Below are 19,016 nucleotides of genomic sequence, written 5' to 3'. Positions count from 1 at the left end.
CACCACCTGGACCGCGTTCAACTTTCGCCCGACCTCCATCTCAGCCGCCTCGTCTATGGCATGTGGCGGATCGGAAACGATGCCGATACCTCGCCGAAACATGTCCAGGCGAAGATCGAAGCCTGCCTGGCGCAGGGCATCACCACCATGGACCAGGCCGATATCTATGGAGGCTACACGGCGGAAGCGATTTTCGGCGCGGCGCTGAAAGCCTCGCCTTCGTTGCGCGACCAAATCGAGATCGTCACCAAATGCGGCATCGTCGCGCCGGCCGGTCGCCATTCCGCAGTCCGCGGCAAGCACTACGATACCAGTGCGGCCCATATCAACGCGTCGGTCGAGGCCTCGCTGCGCGACATGGCGACCGACTATATCGATCTGTTGCTGATCCACCGGCCCGACCCGTTCATGGATCCGGACGAGACAGGCCCGGCGCTCGACGCGCTGGTCGTATCCGGCAAGGTGCGCGCCGTCGGCGTTTCCAATTTCCGTCCCTGGGATTTCTCCCTGCTGCAATCCTCCATGGAAGCCGAACTCGTCACCAACCAGATCGAGATCAGCCTTGTGGCGGCAAGCGCCTTCACCAATGGCGACCTCGCCTACCTGCAGGAGCGCAACATCGCGCCGATGGCCTGGTCGCCGCTCGGCGGCGGCTCGCTGTTCAAGAATGAGAGCTTGATGTCGGTCCTGGAGCGCGTCGCCGCGGAACAGGGCGTCGATGCCACAGCCGTCGCGGTCGCCTGGCTGCTGGCCCATCCCGCCAACATCCTGCCGGTACTCGGCACCAACAATCTTGCCCGTATCGCCACGATCGCCGACGCCGCCAAGGTGACGATCGATCGCCAGACCTGGTTCGAACTCTACTCAGCCGCAATCGGAAAGCAGGTGCCATGATGATCACTGCCGACACCGCAAGCACGCTCAGTGAACAGATCTTCATTCCGGACGCATCGACCGCGCGGCATTATCGCAATGCGCTCGGGGCATTTACGACCGGCGTGACTGTGGTGACGGCAACGACCCCGAATGGCCCGATCGGCATGACGGTCAACAGCTTCACCTCGGTATCGCTCGATCCGCCGCTGGTTCTCTGGTCGCCGGCCAAGAACTCGTCGCGCCACGCGGCTTTTACTGCCGCCAGCCATTTCGCCATCCATGTGCTGAGCGCCGACCAGGATCTACTGAGCGCCCGGTTCACGCGCGGCGGCCTGGGGTTCGAGGAGCTGTTCTGGAACCAGAACCACGAAGGCGTGCCGGTCATACCCGGCACGCTGGCTCGCTTCGAATGCGAACTCTCCTCGATGCACGATGCCGGCGACCATACGCTGATCCTCGGTCGCGTGCTGCGCGCAGCCCACCGGGAAGGCGATCCGCTGTGTTTCTCCCGTGGCACATTCGGCCGCTTCGCCAGCGCCACCAGCCAGTAAACAATAAAATCCGGCACCGGAAATATTGACCCGCGGGCGCGGTTGGGCCAAGTCAGTTTTGCGACAAACCAGCCAGGACCGACAGGGCAATCCATGACAATCATAAGACCGGACATCAGCGCCCGCGCCGCGGCCGCGCCCCGCAGCGGCATTGGCGAAATCGTCACCTATGCCCGAGGCCGCGAAAACCTGATGCCGCTCTGGATCGGCGAAGGCGACCTGCCGACGCCCGATTTCATCACCCGCGCCGCCAGCGAAGCCCTGCTCGCCGGAGAGACCTTCTACACCTGGACGCAAGGCATTCCCGCACTCCGCGAGTCGATTGTCCGTTATTACCAGCGGCACTACGCGAAGGACCTGTCGGTCGACAACATCTACGTCACCGGCTCCGGCATGCAGTCGATTGTTCTCGCCATCCAGACGGTCGCCTCCGCCGGCAACGAGATCGTCTATCTCTCCCCCGCCTGGCCGAATGTCGTCAACGCCATCGGCGTTTCGGAAGCCAAGCCGGTCACCGTCGAACTCGGCTTTACCGACGGTCGCTGGGTGCTCGATATCGAGCGGCTCAAGGCAGCGATCACCCCGAAGACCAGCGCGATCTTTATCAACTCGCCGTCCAACCCGACCGGCTGGACCGCCACCCATGACGATCTCAAGGCGATCCTCGATCTTGCCCGCAAACATGGCCTGTGGATCATCGCCGACGAGATCTACGGCCTCTATTATTTCGAGGGCGCCCGCGCGCCGTCTTTCATGGATGTGATGGAGCCGGAAGACCGGATCATCTTCGCCAATTCCTTCTCGAAGAACTGGTGCATGACCGGCTGGCGGGTCGGCTGGATGGTGGCACCGGCGGAAATCGGCCAGACGCTGACCAACCTCATCCAGTATTCGACCTCGGGCGTCGCCCAGTTCATGCAGAAGGGCGCGATCGCCGCTCTCGAACAGGGCGACGATTTCATCCGCACCAATATCGAACGGGCGCGAAAATCTCGCGACATCCTCTGCGACGCGCTGATCGCCACCAACCGGGTGGAAACGCTGAAGCCCGAGGGCGCCCTCTACGCCTTCGTGAAGATCGACGGCGTTACCGACAGCCGTGAGGAGGCCTTCAGGATCGTCGACAAGACCGGCGTCGGATTGGCGCCGGGAACCGCCTTCGGTCCGGGCGGACAGGGTTTCATGCGCGCCTGTTTCCTGCGCGATCCGCTGCAGGTCGAGGACGCCGCCAACCGGCTCAGCGATTATATCCGCGGCCGGTGATACCGGTTGCAACTCGCCAAGAACTGACCTTCGGCCGCGCGAGATCCCCCCGCGCAGTTTCCTGCCGTGGCTTTTCAAAGATCGGAGAGCCCACACGAATGCGGAACCTCAATAGAGTTTAGTAGGTGGCTCCGCATTCGCGTGGCCTTCGGCGTCTTGTCAGGGCTTCCGGCCCCTACAGGTGATCACCTGGCCTCGCTGCGTGGCTTCGTTCGCGGCTTCCTTTCGGGAAACCTTGCCACTTGCACGGCTCAACCGAACCCTGCCCGGCGGCCAGGGGGAGGCTTGATAGGAAGGCTTGCCTTTCAGCGCACCCTCCATGGCTTTCACCTCCCTGACCTTTCCTGCACGTTACAGGTCCAACCAGGGCGCCGGCCTCCGCCTGCCCGCGAACGTCTCGCGAAACACTCCGGCGACGGAGGCGGGGCAATTGTAGGCACGGGTTTCAGGGATGGGGACAATCGCAGCGGAATTTTTTTGCGGGCGTGCCGTGTGACGCCCACCCGATCCGTCGCGTGTATGAACTTCAGAAATCCGCTTCAGTCCCCGAAATCCTCGGCGGCGGCAGAACGCCCGCCGGCAATGATCTCACGTTTGCCGACATGGTTGGCCGGGCCGACCAGACCTTCCTGCTCCATACGCTCCACCAAAGAGGCGGCGCGGTTGTAACCGACAGAAAGGCGGCGCTGGATATAGGAGGTCGAGCACTTGCGGTCCTTCATGACCACCTTGACGGCCTTGTCGTAAAGCTCGTCGCTGTCGTCTCCGCCCATCGCACTCTTGTCGAACACGGCTTCCTGGCTGGAGACGTCCTCGTCTTCCTCGTCGTCTTCGTCCTCGGTGACCGTGCCGAGATAGTCAGGCCGGCCCTGGGTCTTGAGGTGGCGGACCACCAGTTCCACTTCGGCATCCGAGACGAACGGCCCGTGGACGCGGGAAATCCGTCCGCCGCCGGCCATGTGCAGCATGTCGCCCTGGCCGAGCAGGTGCTCGGCACCCTGCTCCCCGAGAATGGTGCGGCTGTCGATCTTGGAAGTGACCTGGAAGGAAATGCGGGTCGGGAAATTCGCCTTGATCGTGCCGGTGATGACATCGACCGAAGGACGCTGCGTCGCCATGATCAGGTGGATGCCGGCGGCACGCGCCATCTGCGCCAGCCGCTGGATCGCGCCTTCGATATCCTTGCCGGCGACCATCATCAGGTCGGCCATCTCGTCGACGATGACGACGATATAAGGCATCGGCGAGAGATCCATCTCCTGCTCTTCGTAGAGGATCTCGCCTGTCTGCCGGTCGAAGCCCGCCTGGACGCTGACGGTGATCACCTCGCCTTTTTCGCGGGCACCCGCGGCGCGCTGATTGTAGCCGTCGATATTGCGCACGCCGAGGCGCGACATCTTCTTGTAGCGATCCTCCATCTCGCGGACCGCCCATTTCAACGCCAGCACGGCCTTCTTGGGATCGGTCACGACGGGGGTCAGCAGGTGCGGAATGCCGTCATAAACGGAAAGCTCGAGCATCTTCGGATCGATCATGATCAGCCGGCATTCCTCCGGCCGCAGCCGGTAGAGAAGCGACAGGATCATGGTGTTGATGGCGACCGACTTGCCGGAACCGGTGGTGCCGGCGACGAGCAGATGCGGCATCTTGGCGAGTTCGGCGATAACCGGTTCGCCGCCGATCGTCTTGCCGAGGCAGAGCGCCAGCCGATGCTTGGTCTCCCAATAGTCCTCGCACTCGATCAACTCGCGGAAATAGACGGTTTCGCGGGTGGCGTTCGGCAGTTCGATGCCGATGACGTTGCGGCCGGGCACCACGGCGACGCGGGCCGACAGCGCCGACATCGAACGGGCGATATCGTCCGCAAGGCCGATGACGCGCGAGGATTTGACACCCGGCGCAGGCTCGAATTCATAAAGCGTCACGACAGGACCCGGACGCACGTCGATGATCTCGCCGCGAATGCCGAAATCCTCGAGAATGCTCTCGAGCAGGCCGGCGCTCTGCTGCAGCGCATCCGGCTGCATCGCCTGGCCGCGCTCGCCCTGCGGCTCCTGGAGCAGCGAGATCGGCGGGAATTCATATTCCGCCTCGGCCGGCCGCACGGACCGCGGACGTACGATTTCGGGCTGCACGGGAGCAACTTGTACGAAAGCGGGTTCGGCGGCTACGACCGGCGCAGGTGCTGGCAACGGGACCTGGACGATAGGCGCCGGTACAGGTTCGACGACGACCGGTGCCCTGGTTTTGATCACACGCTGCGGAGCGATCCGGACGGGGGCCGCAGGCTCCAGTGCCTTGACCGGCTCCGGTCTCGGAGAAGGCGCGACCACGACGGTTCTGGCCACGGTCCGGCGCGGCACCTCGCGATAGAGGTCGGTGACGGGCGCGCCCGGCTGCGCCACGGCGACCGGCAGGATTTCCGGTTTGATCGGCAGGGGTTCGGTCTCGATGACCACAGGCCCTTCGAGCTCGAACGGCATGGCGTCCCAGAAGGCGAAGTCGGAGATCGCGATATCCTGGCGCGGCACGACGACGGGTGCGCCGTCCTGAACCGGCTCAGGCTGCGTGACGATGACCGAATGGGATTCCGGCACGTGATAACGCATGGTCGCGGCAAGCTGCTGCAGGCCCGCTATCTGTTCGAGCGGAGCGGCGGGCGGCTGATAGGTTACCGGCGAATCATGCGCGACGGCCGTCAAAAACACTTCCGAGGGAATGACCTCGATCTCCTCGGCCAATGGCGCCGGGACCGGCGCCTCGGGGCCTTGTCCGGCATTCGCCTTGCGGGCCAGCGCGCTTTCCGGCGTGCGGGTGAACCGCACGTTCGGGGCCAGCCGGAAAGCCGCCTGCCATGGCGCCTGCTCGATCGCCGACTGGTTGAGATCAGCCAGATTCTGGCGGCGAAGACCCGGCTGCGCCGGATCGACGGCGTCGTCTTCGGCGTTGGAAAGGTCAGAACTCTGAGGGTGATTATTGCGTGAGAACTGCATGACAACCAGACGAGATACGGGAAGGGCACATTCTCACAGGAAGTAGAAAATAAAGGTTAACCGGTTCTTTCCAAGCGGCGAATGATGTCATGAATTGATCGAAGTGGCGGTCACCCTTGCCAAGATTGCTGCGCTGCGTCATCACTATAAGAATGCCGCCACCCGATCTCACCATTCTGGTTATCGATGAAAATGCCATCCGCGCTTCCATCATCGAGGAAGGGCTGCGGGAGGCTGGGCATGCCAATGTCACCGTCATCCACGAGGTCCAGGGCGTCGCGCGCATCATCGAAACGTTGAAGCCGGACGTTATTGTCATCGATATCGAAAACCCCAACCGCGACATGATGGAGCATCTGTTCCAATTGACCCGCACCGTCAGCCGGCCGATCGCCATGTTCGTCGACCGCTCCGATACGGCCCTGATCGAGGCGGCGATGGATGCGGGTGTCTCGGCCTATGTGGTCGATGGCTTGAAGAAGGAACGCGTCAAGGCGATCCTCGACATGGCGGTGAGCCGCTTCAACGCCTTCAGCCGGCTTCAGCGGGAACTCGCCGAGGCGAAATCGGCGCTCGAAGAGCGCAAGGTGATCGAGCGGGCCAAAGGCATTCTGATGAAGATGCGCGGGCTGTCGGAAGAAGATGCGTTTGCGCTGCTGCGCCAGACGGCAATGAACGAAAAGAAGAAGATCTCGGATATCGCCCAGAGCGTGGTGACGGCCGCGGGCCTGTTGATGTGATGGTTCCGGGTACCGAAATGTCCGGGAGAAAGCCGGAGTGAACATGATGACCAAGACAGACCGATCCGGAACCAATCTCGCCGCCCCCGTGCGCGCCAATGGCGACGGGCCGAAGGTCCTGCGCGCCGGCTTCATTCCGCTGGTCGATGCCTCCGTGCTGATCGCCGCCGCCGAATTCGGCTTTGCCGCCAAAGAGGGGCTGACCCTCGACCTGGTCAAGGACGTGTCCTGGGCAAACGTCCGCGACCGCCTCGCCTTCCGTCAGTTCGACATCGCCCATATGCTGTCGCCGATGCCGGTCGCCTCGATGCTCGGCCTCGGCTCCAACCCCTCGCCGACCATCACGCCGTTTTCGCTCGGCCGCGGCGGCAACGCCATCACGCTCTCGACCCGCCTGTTCGAGCGGATGCGCGAGACGGCGGGGCTTTCCGAAACAGCGGGCGCGCTGGAAAATGCCCAGGCGCTGGCAGCCGTGATCCGCAGCATGAAGGCCAATGCCGAGACCCTGCCGACGCTCGGCATGACCTATCCGTTCTCTTCGCACAATTACGAATTCCGCTACTGGCTCGCCGCCGGCGGCATCGATCCGGACCGCGACGTCAAACTGGTCGTCGTGCCGCCGCCGCTGACATCGGATGCGCTGGCAGCCGGCGCCATCGACGGCTTTTGCGTCGGCGCGCCATGGAACATGGTCGCCTCCGAACGCGGCGTCGGCCGCATCGTCGCCGCCAAGCAGGATATCTGGCCGTCGGCACCGGAAAAGGTGATCGCCATGCGGCCGGAATGGGCCGAAAGCCATCCCGAGATAGTCTCCCGCCTCATCGTTTCGCTCGATGCGGCCGCCCGCTGGTGCGACCAGGCGGAGAACCACGATGCGCTGGCGGAGGTCCTGGCCGGCCCGCGTTTCATCGCCGCCCCGGTGAGCATCATCCGCCACGTTCTGTCGGGCGAATTCAGCCTCGACGCCAAGGGCAACCGCCGCATAATCGCCGATTATTTCACCTTCCATCGCGGTTTTGCGAACTATCCGCGGCCGAGCCACGCGCTGTGGATTTACAGCCAGATGATCCGCTGGGGCCAGGTGGAGTCCAGCGCGAATGGTTTGCGTGCCGCCGCCGCGGCCTATCGCCCCGATCTTTATCGGACAGCACTCGGCATCGGACCGACGGAACCGGACGTCGGCGTCGAAGGCGACCGGGACGGCGACCGCTTCATGGACGGCCATGTTTTCGATCCTTCCAAGATGGCGAACTATGTCGAAAATTTCGCCGTCAGCAACTCTCTCGCAGCCCCTGCCGACCGCCATGAAATCTGAAACCGGAGATGCGCTGCACAGCAATTGCGCGCATTCAATTTAGCAACCGCACAAAAATATTGCAGCCACACAGGCTGCCGACAATTTAAGCCAAAAGTTTCACATCAAAAAATACGTTTATTTTCAACGTATTAACCGATCACATCAAACTTGGCACGCTGCTTGCTTGGTAACAATCGCCCCAGTCAATGGCGATTGGAGCAGATGAGCGCGTCATAAGCGCTTCCAAAGACATCGACGTCGCAAGGTTTTTGCTGCCCGGAAACTCCTCCCAGTTTCCGCGGGCGCAATCTCCAAGCGGCGTTTTTTTGTGCCTGAATTCCTAAGAACCAGCAGAGGGAACCTGCGCATGACCAAGATTTTGACAAGCGGCATCACCCGCCGCAGCCTGATCAAGACCACCGCCACCGCCGCCCTCGTCGGCGCCGTCAAGACCGCATTCCCGTCCGGCGCCTTCGCGGCCGCGGCCGGCCCGGAAGTCAAGGGCGTCAAGCTCGGCTACATCGCACTCACCGATGCCGCCCCGCTGGTCATCGCCAAGGAAAAGGGTTTCTTCGACAAGCACGGCCTCCCCGATGTCGATGTCGCCAAGCAGGCGTCCTGGGGTGCTACCCGCGACAACCTCGTGCTCGGCGGTGGCGCGAACGGCATCGACGGCGCCCATATCCTTTCCCCGCTGCCCTACCTGATGCACACCGGCAAGGTGACCCAGAACAACAAGCCTGTGCCGATGGCGATCCTCGCCCGCCTCAATCTCGACAGCCAGGCGATCTCTGTCTCCAAGGAATATGCCGAAACCGGCGTGCAGCTCGACGCCTCCAAGCTGAAGGCCGCCTTCGAGAAGAAGAAGGCCGAGGGCAAGGAAGTGAAGGTCGCGATGACCTTCCCGGGCGGCACGCACGACCTCTGGATCCGCTACTGGCTCGCCGCCGGCGGCATCGACCCCAACAAGGACGTCTCGACCATCGTCGTGCCGCCGCCGCAGATGGTGGCGAACATGAAGGTCGGCAACATGGACGTCTTCTGTGTCGGCGAACCCTGGAACGAGCAGCTCGTCAACCAGGGCATCGGCTTCACGGCCGCCACCACCGGCGAACTCTGGAAGGGCCATCCGGAAAAGGCGCTCGGCCTGCGCGCCGACTGGATCGAGAAGAACCCGAACGCCGCCAAGGCGCTGCTGATGGCCGTCATGGAAGCCCAGCAATGGGCAGACAGCATGGCCAACAAGGAAGAGATGGCTGACATCCTCGGTCGCCGCCAGTGGTTCAACGTGCCCCCGAAGGACGTCCTCGGCCGCCTGAAGGGCGACATCAACTACGGCAACGGCCGTGTCGCCAACGGCACCGACCTCTACATGAAGTTCTGGAAGGACGGCGCGTCCTACCCGTTCAAGAGCCACGATAGCTGGTTCATGGCCGAGAACATCCGCTGGGGCAACCTGCCGGCCAATACCGACATCAAGGCGCTGGTCAACCAGGTGAACCGCGAGGACATCTGGCGTGCCGCCGCCAAGGATCTCGGGGTCGCGGCAGCCGACATCCCGGCCTCCTCTTCGCGCGGCAAGGAGACCTTCTTCGACGGCAAGGTCTTCGATCCGGAAAACCCCTCGGCCTATCTCGACAGCCTTTCGATCAAGGCGGCGTCCTGATTTCCCCACCTCCGGCGCGTGGACGCACGCGCCGGCCTTTTCCCTTTCTAAGGAGCGCGCCGATGTCCGCCCTGGCAAAAAAAGAAAATGTACCCGCAGTCGCTACCGCAAAGCCGGCAGCCAATATCGTCCCCTTTTCCGGCAAGCCCGTATCGAGGATCGATTTCAGGCAGGTCGGCATGGCGACATTGCGCAACGTCGTGCCGCCGGTCGTCGTGCTGGCGCTGATCCTGCTTGTCTGGCAGGTCCTCTGTTCGGCGCCGGATGCCTCGCTCCCCTCGCCGCATGTGGTCTGGACCGAGGCCTACGACCTGATCGCCTATCCGTTCTTCGTCTACGGTTCGCAGGATATCGGGCTCGGCTGGCGGGTACTGGTCTCGCTGCAGCGCGTCGCCTACGGGTTTGGCCTCGCCGCCGTGACCGGGGTCATCGTCGGTGCGATCATCGGACAATCGATCTGGGCGATGCGCGGTCTCGACCCGATCTTCCAGGTATTGCGCACAGTGCCGCCGCTCGCCTGGCTGCCGCTGTCGCTCGCAGCCTTCCAGGATTCGAGCCCCTCTGCGATCTTCGTGATCTTCATCACCTCGATCTGGCCGGTCATCATCAATACCGCCGTCGGGGTGCGCAACATCCCGCAGGACTACCGCAACGTCGCGCAGGTGCTGCGGCTGAACCAGATCGAATTCTTCTTCAAGATCATGCTGCCGTCGGCCGCGCCGTACATCTTCACGGGCCTGAGGATCGGCGTCGGCCTCTCCTGGCTCGCCATCGTCGCAGCCGAGATGCTCACCGGCGGCGTCGGCATCGGCTTCTTCATCTGGGATGCGTGGAACTCATCGCGCCTGCCCGACATCATCGTCGCGCTCGCCTATATCGGCATTGTCGGTTTCGCCCTCGACAAGCTGGTTTCCGCGCTCGGCAAGATCATCACCCGCGGCGCTTCGGCAAACTGAGGAGCGGACCATGAACGCCTATCTCAAGCTCGACCATATCGACAAGCATTTCGACCGTGGCGGCAATCGCGCCGAGGTCCTGAAGGACATCAACCTGACGATCTCCAAGGCGGAGTTCGTCTCGATCATCGGCCATTCCGGCTGCGGCAAGTCCACGCTGCTCAACCTCATTGCCGGGCTGACGCCCGTCTCGGCGGGCGCTGTGCTGCTCGAAAACCGTGAGGTCAACGCACCGGGTCCGGAACGGGCCGTCGTTTTCCAGAACCATTCGTTGCTGCCCTGGCTGACGGTCTACGAAAACGTCAACCTAGCCGTCTCCAAAGTCTTTGGCCGCACCAAGACCAAGGCGCAGCGGCATGACTGGGTCATGGAAAACCTGGACCTCGTGCAGATGGCCCATGCCAAGGACAAGCGCCCGGCGGAAATCTCCGGCGGCATGAAGCAGCGTGTCGGCATTGCCCGGGCTCTGTCCATGGAACCGAAGATCCTGCTACTCGACGAGCCCTTCGGCGCGCTTGACGCGCTGACCCGCGCCCATCTGCAGGATGCGGTCATGGAGATCCATTCGCGCCTCGGCAACACGATGGTGATGATCACCCACGATGTCGACGAGGCCGTGCTGCTGTCCGACCGTATCGTGATGATGACCAACGGCCCGGCCGCCAAGATCGGCGAAGTGCTCGAGGTGAGCATACCTCGGCCGCGCAACCGCATCGAGCTCGCCTCCGACCGAACCTATCTCAAGTGCCGCGAGGCGGTGCTGAAATTCCTCTACGAACGCCACCGCTTCGTCGAAGCCGCGGAGTAAGAACCATGACAGAAAAACTTGTTATCATCGGCAATGGCATGGCGCCGGGGCGCATGCTTGAACACCTCTTCGAACAGGCGCCTGGCCGCTACGAAGTGACGATCTTCAACGCCGAACCGCGCGTCAACTACGACCGCATCATGCTCTCGCCGGTTCTTTCCGGCGAAAAGAGCTTCGAGCAGATCGTCATCCACGGCGACGGCTGGTACATCGACCACGGCATCACGCTCTACAAGGGCCACAAGATCGTCGCGATCGACCGTGCCGCGAAGACCGTCACCTCCGATCACGGCGTTACCGAAAGCTACGACAAGCTGGTGATCGCCACCGGCTCCGTGCCCTTCATCATCCCGGTGCCGGGCAAGGATCTGCCGGGCGTCATCACCTATCGCGACCTTGACGACGTGCAGGCCATGCTGCTCGCCGCCCAATCGCGCGAAAAGGCAGTCGTCATCGGCGGCGGCCTGCTCGGCCTTGAAGCCGCCGCCGGCCTTGCCCAGCGCGGCATGGACGTGACCGTTCTGCACGTGATGTCGACGCTGATGGAGCGCCAGCTCGATCCGGCCGCCGGTTACCTGCTGCAGAAGGCCGTCGAGGAACGCGGCATCAAGGTGATCTGCAAGGCCAATACCAAGGCGATCATCGGCAATGGCAAGGTCGAGGGCGTCGAACTCGACAACGGCACGATCATTCCAGCAACGCTGGTGGTCATGGCCGTCGGCATCCGCCCGAGTGCCGGGCTTGCCAAGGAAGCGGGCCTTGCTGTCAATCGCGGCATCGTCGTCGATGCCGGCATGCAGACCTCGGACGGCGATATATACTCCATCGGCGAATGCGCCGAAGTGGGCGGGATGGTCTATGGCCTCGTCGCGCCGCTCTACGAGATGGCCCGCGTCGCCGCGTCCCATCTGGCCGGCGACACAAAACCGGCTTTCGTGCATTCCGACACGCCGACCAAGCTCAAGGTCACCGGCATCGACCTCTATTCGCTCGGCGACTTCGCCGATGGTGACGACCGGCAGGAAATCGTGCTGCGCGACGCCACCGCCGGCATCTACAAGCGCCTCGTTCTGAAGGACAACCGCATCATCGGCACGGTTCTTTACGGCGAGACCTCCGACGGCGCCTGGTTCAACGATCTGAAGAAGAAGGCGACCGATATCTCGGAGATGCGCGACACGCTGATCTTCGGCCAGGCTTACCAGGGAGGGTCCCCGCTGGACCCTATGGCGGCCGTTGCAGCCTTGCCGGATGATGCGGAAATCTGCGGCTGCAACGGCGTCTGCAAGGGCAAGATCACCTCAACCATCACCGCCAAGGGCCTGACATCGCTCGACGACGTGCGCGCCCACACCAAGGCCTCCGCCTCCTGTGGCACCTGCACCGGCCTTGTCGAACAGCTGATGGCTCTGACGCTCGGCGACGCCTACAACCCGAAGGCCGTGCAGCCGATGTGCACCTGCACCGAGCTCGGCCACGACGACGTGCGCCGCCTGATCAAGGCAAAGGGCTTGAAGACCATCCCGGCGGTCATGCAGGAACTCGAGTGGAAGACCTCCTGCGGCTGCGCCAAATGCCGCCCGGCGCTCAACTACTACCTCGTTTGCGACTGGCCGGATGAATATGCCGACGACTACCAGTCGCGCTACATCAACGAACGCGTCCACGCCAACATCCAGAAGGACGGCACCTATTCCGTCGTTCCGCGCATGTGGGGCGGCGTCACCAATTCGCAGGAATTGAGGGCGATCGCTGACGTGGTCGACAAGTTCGAGATCCCGATGGTGAAGGTCACCGGCGGCCAGCGCATCGACCTTCTGGGCATCGAGAAGGAAGACCTGCCCGCCGTCTGGGCCGATCTCGGCAAGGCCGGCTTCATCTCCGGCCAGGCCTATGCCAAGGGCCTGCGCACCGTGAAGACCTGCGTCGGCTCCGATTGGTGCCGTTTCGGCACGCAGGATTCGACCGGTCTCGGCATCCGCATCGAGAAATTCATGTGGGGCTCCTGGACACCGGCGAAGCTGAAGATGGCCGTCTCCGGATGTCCGCGAAACTGCGCCGAAGCGACCTGCAAGGACATCGGCGTCATCTGCGTCGATTCCGGCTTCGAGATCCACTTCGCCGGCGCTGCGGGCCTCGACATCAAGGGCACGGAAGTGCTCGGGCTGGTGAAAACCGAGGACGAGGCGCTCGAATACATCGTCGCCCTCACACAGATGTACCGCGAACAGGGCCGCTATCTCGAGCGCATCTACAAATGGGCAAAGCGCATCGGCCTCGACGAGATCCGCCGGCAGATCATGACCGATACGGAGAAGCGCCAAGCCTATTACGAGCGCTTCGTCTTCTCCCAGAAATTCGCGCAGGTCGATCCCTGGTCGGAGCGGGTCTCCGGCAAGGACAAACACGAATTCCGGCCGATGGCGACGGTCGGTTATTCGCATGCAGCCGAGTGAGGAGATGGACATGAACTGGATCGCAATCGGCAAGCTGACCGACATTCCGCTCCGCGGCGCGCGCTGCGTGAAGACCCCGCAAGGCAAGATCGGTGTGTTCCGCACCGCCGCCAACGAGGTCTTCGCCATCGAGGATCATTGCCCCCACAAAGGCGGGCCGCTCAGCCAGGGCATCGTCCACGGCACCTCGGTAACGTGCCCGCTGCACAACTGGGTGATCTCGCTCGAAACCGGCAAGGCGCTCGGCGCCGACGAAGGTTCAGTCCGGACTATCCGGCTCGAACTGCGCGGCGAAGACATCTTCATGGCACTCGAAGAACAGCTGGCCGCCGCCGAATAACCGGGGCGGCCATTTCAAACGACTAAGCTCTAGGGAGACGAGAAAAAAATGTCCTATGTCACACCCGCGGAATTCGTGACGAAGATGATCGACGCCGGCGAGGCGAAGATCTTCATGTCCACGCGCGACACCCTGATCCGGGCTTTCATGGCGGGCGCCATTCTTGCGCTCTCCGCCGCCTTCGCCGTAACCATCACGGTGCAGACCGGCAATCCGCTCGCCGGCGCAATCCTCTTCCCGGTCGGCTTCTGCCTCCTCTATCTGATGGGCTTCGATCTCCTGACGGGCGTCTTCACGCTTGCGCCTCTCGCCCTGATCGACAAGCGGCCGGGAGCGACCGCGGGCGGCGTGCTGCGGAACTGGACGCTCGTCTTCATCGGCAATTTCGCCGGCGCCTTCCTCGTTGCGCTGATGATGGCGATCATCTTCACCTTCGGCTTCAGCGAGGCGCCGAACGAGGTTGGCCAGAGGATCGGCCACATCGGCGAAGGCCGCACGCTCGGATATGCCGCCCATGGCGCGGCGGGCATGCTGACGCTCTTCATCCGCGGCGTTCTCTGCAACTGGATGGTTTCGACGGGCGTCGTCGCCGCGATGATGTCGACCTCGGTGTCCGGCAAGGTCATCGGCATGTGGATGCCGATCATGCTCTTCTTCTACATGGGCTTCGAACATTCCATCGTGAACATGTTCCTGTTCCCGTCGGGCCTTCTGCTCGGCGGCAAGTTCTCGATCATGGACTATCTGATCTGGAACGAGATCCCGACCGTCATCGGTAATCTTGTCGGCGGCCTCACCTTCGTCGGTCTGACGCTCTACTCGACCCATGGCCGCAAGGGCGGCAAGCAGAGCGTTCCGGCTGGCCGTATCGTCAATCCTGCCGTCGTTCCGGCGGAGTGAACCGATGGGGGCGGGCCTTCTGGAAACGGAAATGCAGGCGGGTGGAACCACCACCAGGACGACCTGCCCCTATTGCGGCGTCGGCTGCGGCGTGATCGCCACAGTGGCGGACTCTGGCGCCGTAACGGTCAAGGGTGATCCCGAGCATCCGGCCAATTTCGGCCGGCTCTGCTCGAAGGGCTCGGCGCTCGCCGAAACCATCGATCTCGACGGACGCGTGCTCTCGCCCCAAATCGGCGGGCGGCAGGCGGATTGGGACGCGGCGCTCGATCTCGTCGCCCAGAAATTCTCGCAAACCATTGCCGAACACGGCCCGGATTCGGTCGCCTTCTACGTCTCCGGCCAGTTGCTGACCGAGGATTACTACGTCGCCAACAAGCTGATGAAGGGCTTCATCGGTTCGGGCAATATCGATACGAATTCAAGACTTTGCATGTCGTCGTCCGTCGCCGGCCACCGCCGTGCCTTCGGATCAGACACCGTTCCCGGCACCTACGAGGACATCGAGCTCGCCGATCTGGTGATCCTGACCGGCTCCAACCTCGCCTGGTGCCATCCAGTGATCTACCAGAGGCTTGCGGCGGCCAAGACCGCGCGGCCGGGCATGAAGATCGTCGTCATCGATCCGCGCCGGACGATGACCTGCGACATCGCCGACCTGCATCTGGGGATTCGGCCGGATGGCGACGTGGCGCTGTTCATGGGCCTGCTTGCCCATCTCGCGCAAACCCCGGCGATCGACCAGACCTATATCGCCGCGCATACGCAAGGGTTTGGTGAAGCTTTCGCGGCTGCCGCCGGGCTCTCGTTCAGCGAGATCATGGAGCGCACCGGCCTTCCCGCCACGCAGCTCCGCGAATTCTTCCGCCTGTTCGAGACGACCGAGAAGGTGGTCACCTGCTACAGCCAGGGCGTCAACCAGTCGTCGTCGGGCACGGACAAGGTCAACGCCATCATCAACTGTCACCTGGCGACCGGCCGCATCGGCCGGCCGGGCATGGGTCCGTTCTCGCTGACCGGCCAGCCGAACGCCATGGGCGGCCGTGAGGTCGGCGGGCTCGCCAACATGCTTGCTGCCCATATGGCGATCGAAAGCGCCGAGGATCGCGACCGGGTGCAGCGCTTCTGGGCCTCTCCGCGGATCGCCGAAAAGCCGGGCCTGAAGGCCGTCGACATGTTTCGCGCCGTCGCCGAAGGGCGGATCAAGGCGCTGTGGGTCATGGCCACCAATCCGGTCGTTTCGATGCCGGATGCCGATGCGGTCGAGGCCGCCATCAAGGCTTGTCCTTTCGTGGTGGTCTCCGACATTCTTCGAGACACCGACACCGCCCGCCACGCGCATGTTCTGCTGCCCTCGCTCGGCTGGGGGGAAAAGGACGGCACGGTCACCAATTCCGAACGCCGCATCTCCCGCCAGCGCTGGTTTCTGTCCGCGCCCGGCGAGGCCAGGGCCGATTGGTGGCAGATGGCAGAGGTCGGCCGGCGGATGGGTTTTGCCGGTTTCGACTATCAGACACCCGCCGATATTTTTGCCGAGCATGCGGCGCTTTCGGCCTTCGAGAATGAGGGCAGTCGGGATTTCGATATTGGCGCTCATTCGGATATCGGCCTCGCGGCCTATGATAGCCTGTCTCCCTTCCAATGGCCGGCACCTGCTGAAGGTACCTCCCTCCTGAGGGATGGCGACAAACGCTTCTTCGCGGATGGCGGCTTCTTCCATCCGGATCGCAAGGCACGTTTCATCCCCGTCCAGGCTCCGGCCACCGACCGCACCGACGAAAAATACCCGCTGACGCTGAACACCGGCCGCGTCCGCGACCATTGGCACACGATGACGCGGACAGCCAAAAGTGCCAGGCTTTCCGGCCATATCGCAGAGCCTTTCGCTGAACTCCATCCGCGCGATGCGATGGAACTCGGCATTCGCGGCGCCGGCCTGGTCGAACTCGAAAGCCCGCATGGCAAGGCCATCGTCCGGGCGCTGGTGACCGAACGCCAGGCCCGCGGAAACATCTTCGTGCCGATGCACTGGAACGACCAGTTCGCCGCAAAGGCGCGCATCGATGCGCTGGTCGCACCCGTCACCGACCCCTTTTCCGGCCAGCCGGCGTCGAAGAACGTCGCGATCGCCGCCCGGCCATTCGCCGCTTACGTCTACGGCTTTGCGGTTTCCGCCTCCAAGCCTTTGAACCCCCAGGCGGATTACTGGGCACTCGCCAAGGCCGAGAACGGCTGGCGGATCGAACTCGCGTTCGCTGACCCGGTCGAGGATTGGGTAACGTGGTGCCGGGGAACATTCGGCATTCCGGCCGAGATCGAACCGCTGGGTTATGCCGACCGTCAATCCGGCGATCTGCGCCTCGCCTTTTTCGATGGCGGCAAGCTGCTTGCCGCCCTTTTCCTCGCGAACGAGCCGGTCGCCGTCGCGCGCAACTGGGCGATCGGCCAACTTGCCGTGGAACACGCCGACCTGCGCAAACGCTTCGCCATCGTCGCCGGGCGCCCCGGCGCCGACCAGCCGGATCCCGGCGCCACCGTCTGCTCCTGCTTTTCGGTCGGCGTCAACCGGATCATCGGCGCGGTGCGAGGCGGCTGTCACAGCGTCGAGGCGGTCGGGAAAGCAACCAATGCCGGCACCAATTGCGGCTCCTGCCGCGCCGAAATCAGGGGGATCATCGATGGATGTCTTGCAGCCGCCGCGGAATGAAGCATCTCGTGATCGTGGTGCCCGCATGGCGCCACTCGCCAAGCTTCCAGTCTTCTGGGCGCTCGAGGGCCGACGCGTCGTCGTCGCCGGTGGGTCGGATGCAGCCGCGTGGAAAGCCGAGCTGCTCGCCGCCTGCGGAGCCGATGTGCATGTCTATGCGGATAGGCTGTCCGAGACGTTCGAAACGCTGATCGAACGCGGGGCGGAACATCCGCAGGGCCGCTTTATTCATCATCCGAAAATGTGGGACATTTCGATTTTCGAAGCCGCAGCGATTGCGATTGCGGATTGCGAGGATGAGGCCGAGGCGCAGGCGTTTTTCGACGCGGCCCGCGCGGCCGGCGTGCCGGTCAACGTCATCGACAAACCCGCCTTCTGCCAGTTCCAGTTCGGTTCGATCGTCAACCGCTCGCCGGTCGTCGTTTCCATTTCAACCGATGGCGCGGCGCCGATCCTGGCGCAGGCGATCCGCCGTCGTATCGAGACCCTGCTGCCGGCCTCGTTGAAAAATTGGGCGGAACTCGCCCAGTCGCTCAGGGAAAAGATCAACGACCGCCTGGCGCCCGGCCCTCAGCGAAGAGCCTTCTGGGAACGTTTCGTCGACCGCGCCTTCGGCAGCGAACCGGGATCGGGCAGCGAAGCCGATATTCTCGCCGATGCCGGCCGCGTCGCATCCTCGGCCCAGAAGGGCCGTGTCACCCTCGTCGGCGCCGGCCCGGGCGATGCAGAGCTTTTGACATTGAAGGCGGTGCGCGCCCTGCAGGCGGCGGACGTCATCCTGTTCGACGACCTCGTCTCCGACGAGGTGCTGGAGCTCGCGCGCCGCGAGGCAAAACGCATGCTGGTGGGAAAGCGCGGCGGCCGGGTGAGCTGCCGTCAGGAAGACATCAACGACATGATGGTGACGTTCGCCAAGGCCGGCAAGCGCGTCGTTCGCCTGAAGTCCGGCGACCCGATGGTCTTCGGCCGTGCCGGCGAGGAAATCGCCTGCCTGGAACGCGAAGGCATTGCGGTCGATGTGGTGCCGGGCATCACTTCGGCCAGCGCCATGGCTTCGCGGCTCGGAGTGTCGCTCACCCACCGCGACCACGCGCAGGGAGTCCGTTTCGTCACCGGCCATTCGCGCAAGGGCGTATTGCCCGACAATCTCGATTGGAAAAGCCTCGCCGATCCAAGGACCACGACCATCTATTACATGGCGGGGCGTACCGCGGGCGAGATCGTCAGCAAGCTGACGGACGCCGGCATGACGCACGACATGCCGGTCGTGATCGTCAGCGCGGTGACCCGGCCGAACGAGCGGCGCTGGGCCGGACGGCTGAGCGGCATCGCTGTGGCCATGGCAGAGATCGGCATCGACGAACCCGTGCTGATCGGAATCGGCCATGTATTTCGCAAGGCTGATTTCGCCGACTGCACGCAGTGGAGCGACCAGACCGCGGCAAGCGCCTGACGAAAAAGGG

14 protein-coding genes are annotated in these 19,016 nt (G+C 63.4%); 13 read left to right on the top strand and 1 reads right to left on the bottom strand.

Annotation, left to right across the window (positions count from 1 at the left end):
• Positions 1 to 6: 6 nt before the first annotated feature.
• From J2857_RS01100 to J2857_RS01090, 3 genes are all read left to right on the top strand, one after another.
• The gene (locus J2857_RS01100) at positions 7 to 894 is read left to right on the top strand and encodes an aldo/keto reductase (protein WP_210009979.1); all 888 of its coding nucleotides are present in this window, start codon (positions 7 to 9) and stop codon (positions 892 to 894) included.
• Positions 891 to 1,427, top strand: a complete 537-nt coding sequence (locus J2857_RS01095; protein ID WP_432420133.1) for a flavin reductase family protein — start codon at positions 891 to 893, stop codon at positions 1,425 to 1,427. Before J2857_RS01100 ends, J2857_RS01095 begins: the two co-directional genes overlap by 4 nt.
• Positions 1,428 to 1,520: 93 nt before the next feature.
• Positions 1,521 to 2,690, top strand: coding sequence for a pyridoxal phosphate-dependent aminotransferase (locus J2857_RS01090; protein ID WP_210008151.1), 1,170 nt, complete (start codon positions 1,521 to 1,523; stop codon positions 2,688 to 2,690).
• Positions 2,691 to 3,229: 539 nt separating this feature from the next.
• On the opposite strand, the gene J2857_RS01085 is transcribed toward J2857_RS01090, so the two are convergent.
• On the bottom strand, positions 3,230 to 5,683 hold the full coding sequence (locus J2857_RS01085) for a DNA translocase FtsK (RefSeq protein WP_210008150.1): 2,454 nt from the start codon (positions 5,681 to 5,683) through the stop codon (positions 3,230 to 3,232).
• Positions 5,684 to 5,835: 152 nt separating this feature from the next.
• On the opposite strand from J2857_RS01085, the gene J2857_RS01080 reads away from it, so the two are divergent.
• The 10 genes from J2857_RS01080 to cysG all read left to right on the top strand — a co-directional run bounded on the left by J2857_RS01080 (position 5,836) and on the right by cysG (position 19,006).
• Positions 5,836 to 6,423 carry an ANTAR domain-containing response regulator gene (locus J2857_RS01080; RefSeq protein ID WP_210009977.1) on the top strand — a complete coding sequence of 196 codons (588 nt, stop codon included), beginning with the start codon at positions 5,836 to 5,838 and terminating at the stop codon, positions 6,421 to 6,423.
• Positions 6,424 to 6,460: 37 nt separating this feature from the next.
• Positions 6,461 to 7,738, top strand: coding sequence for a CmpA/NrtA family ABC transporter substrate-binding protein (locus tag J2857_RS01075; RefSeq protein ID WP_210008149.1), 1,278 nt, complete (start codon positions 6,461 to 6,463; stop codon positions 7,736 to 7,738).
• A gap of 349 nt (positions 7,739 to 8,087) precedes the next feature.
• Complete coding sequence (locus J2857_RS01070; RefSeq protein WP_210008148.1) at positions 8,088 to 9,386, top strand: CmpA/NrtA family ABC transporter substrate-binding protein; 1,299 nt, start codon at positions 8,088 to 8,090, stop codon at positions 9,384 to 9,386.
• Between the two features lie 62 nt (positions 9,387 to 9,448).
• Positions 9,449 to 10,342, top strand: coding sequence for a nitrate ABC transporter permease (gene ntrB / locus J2857_RS01065; RefSeq protein ID WP_210008147.1), 894 nt, complete (start codon positions 9,449 to 9,451; stop codon positions 10,340 to 10,342).
• Between the two features lie 10 nt (positions 10,343 to 10,352).
• Positions 10,353 to 11,150 (top strand): ABC transporter ATP-binding protein, encoded by a 798-nt coding sequence (locus J2857_RS01060; RefSeq protein WP_210008146.1) that lies wholly within the window; start codon positions 10,353 to 10,355, stop codon positions 11,148 to 11,150.
• A 5-nt stretch (positions 11,151 to 11,155) separates the two neighbouring features.
• A complete protein-coding gene (gene nirB / locus J2857_RS01055) occupies positions 11,156 to 13,606 on the top strand; it encodes a nitrite reductase large subunit NirB (RefSeq protein ID WP_210008145.1) in 2,451 nt (816 codons plus the stop codon).
• 4 nt (positions 13,607 to 13,610) lie between these two features.
• Positions 13,611 to 13,946 (top strand): nitrite reductase small subunit NirD, encoded by a 336-nt coding sequence (nirD, locus tag J2857_RS01050; RefSeq protein ID WP_152564228.1) that lies wholly within the window; start codon positions 13,611 to 13,613, stop codon positions 13,944 to 13,946.
• A gap of 48 nt (positions 13,947 to 13,994) precedes the next feature.
• On the top strand, positions 13,995 to 14,846 hold the full coding sequence (locus J2857_RS01045; RefSeq protein ID WP_210008144.1) for a formate/nitrite transporter family protein: 852 nt from the start codon (positions 13,995 to 13,997) through the stop codon (positions 14,844 to 14,846).
• 31 nt (positions 14,847 to 14,877) lie between these two features.
• On the top strand, positions 14,878 to 17,553 hold the full coding sequence (locus tag J2857_RS01040) for a nitrate reductase (protein ID WP_210009976.1): 2,676 nt from the start codon (positions 14,878 to 14,880) through the stop codon (positions 17,551 to 17,553).
• Positions 17,525 to 19,006, top strand: a complete 1,482-nt coding sequence (gene cysG / locus J2857_RS01035; protein WP_210008143.1) for a siroheme synthase CysG — start codon at positions 17,525 to 17,527, stop codon at positions 19,004 to 19,006. The genes J2857_RS01040 and cysG overlap by 29 nt, the downstream gene beginning before the upstream one ends.
• Positions 19,007 to 19,016: the final 10 nt, after the last annotated feature.

The sequence above is a fragment of the Neorhizobium galegae genome, from assembly GCF_017877055.1.
GTDB lineage: Bacteria > Pseudomonadota > Alphaproteobacteria > Rhizobiales > Rhizobiaceae > Neorhizobium > Neorhizobium galegae_D.
This window is presented reverse-complemented; position numbering and strand designations above follow the sequence as displayed.

Excerpts from the sequence above, each read along its gene's own strand:
- J2857_RS01080 (WP_210009977.1), top strand. The coding sequence starts at position 5,836 with ATGCCGCCACCCGATCTCACCATTCTGGTTATCGATGAAAATGCCATC.
- J2857_RS01095 (WP_432420133.1), top strand. The coding sequence starts at position 891 with ATGATGATCACTGCCGACACCGCAAGCACGCTCAGTGAACAGATCTTC.
- ntrB (WP_210008147.1), top strand. The coding sequence starts at position 9,449 with ATGTCCGCCCTGGCAAAAAAAGAAAATGTACCCGCAGTCGCTACCGCA.
- nirB (WP_210008145.1), top strand. The coding sequence starts at position 11,156 with ATGACAGAAAAACTTGTTATCATCGGCAATGGCATGGCGCCGGGGCGC.
- nirD (WP_152564228.1), top strand. The coding sequence starts at position 13,611 with ATGGACATGAACTGGATCGCAATCGGCAAGCTGACCGACATTCCGCTC.
- J2857_RS01060 (WP_210008146.1), top strand. The coding sequence starts at position 10,353 with ATGAACGCCTATCTCAAGCTCGACCATATCGACAAGCATTTCGACCGT.
- J2857_RS01045 (WP_210008144.1), top strand. The coding sequence starts at position 13,995 with ATGTCCTATGTCACACCCGCGGAATTCGTGACGAAGATGATCGACGCC.
- J2857_RS01040 (WP_210009976.1), top strand. The coding sequence starts at position 14,878 with ATGCAGGCGGGTGGAACCACCACCAGGACGACCTGCCCCTATTGCGGC.
- J2857_RS01090 (WP_210008151.1), top strand. The coding sequence starts at position 1,521 with ATGACAATCATAAGACCGGACATCAGCGCCCGCGCCGCGGCCGCGCCC.
- J2857_RS01070 (WP_210008148.1), top strand. The coding sequence starts at position 8,088 with ATGACCAAGATTTTGACAAGCGGCATCACCCGCCGCAGCCTGATCAAG.
- J2857_RS01085 (WP_210008150.1), bottom strand. The coding sequence starts at position 5,683 with ATGCAGTTCTCACGCAATAATCACCCTCAGAGTTCTGACCTTTCCAAC.
- cysG (WP_210008143.1), top strand. The coding sequence starts at position 17,525 with ATGGATGTCTTGCAGCCGCCGCGGAATGAAGCATCTCGTGATCGTGGT.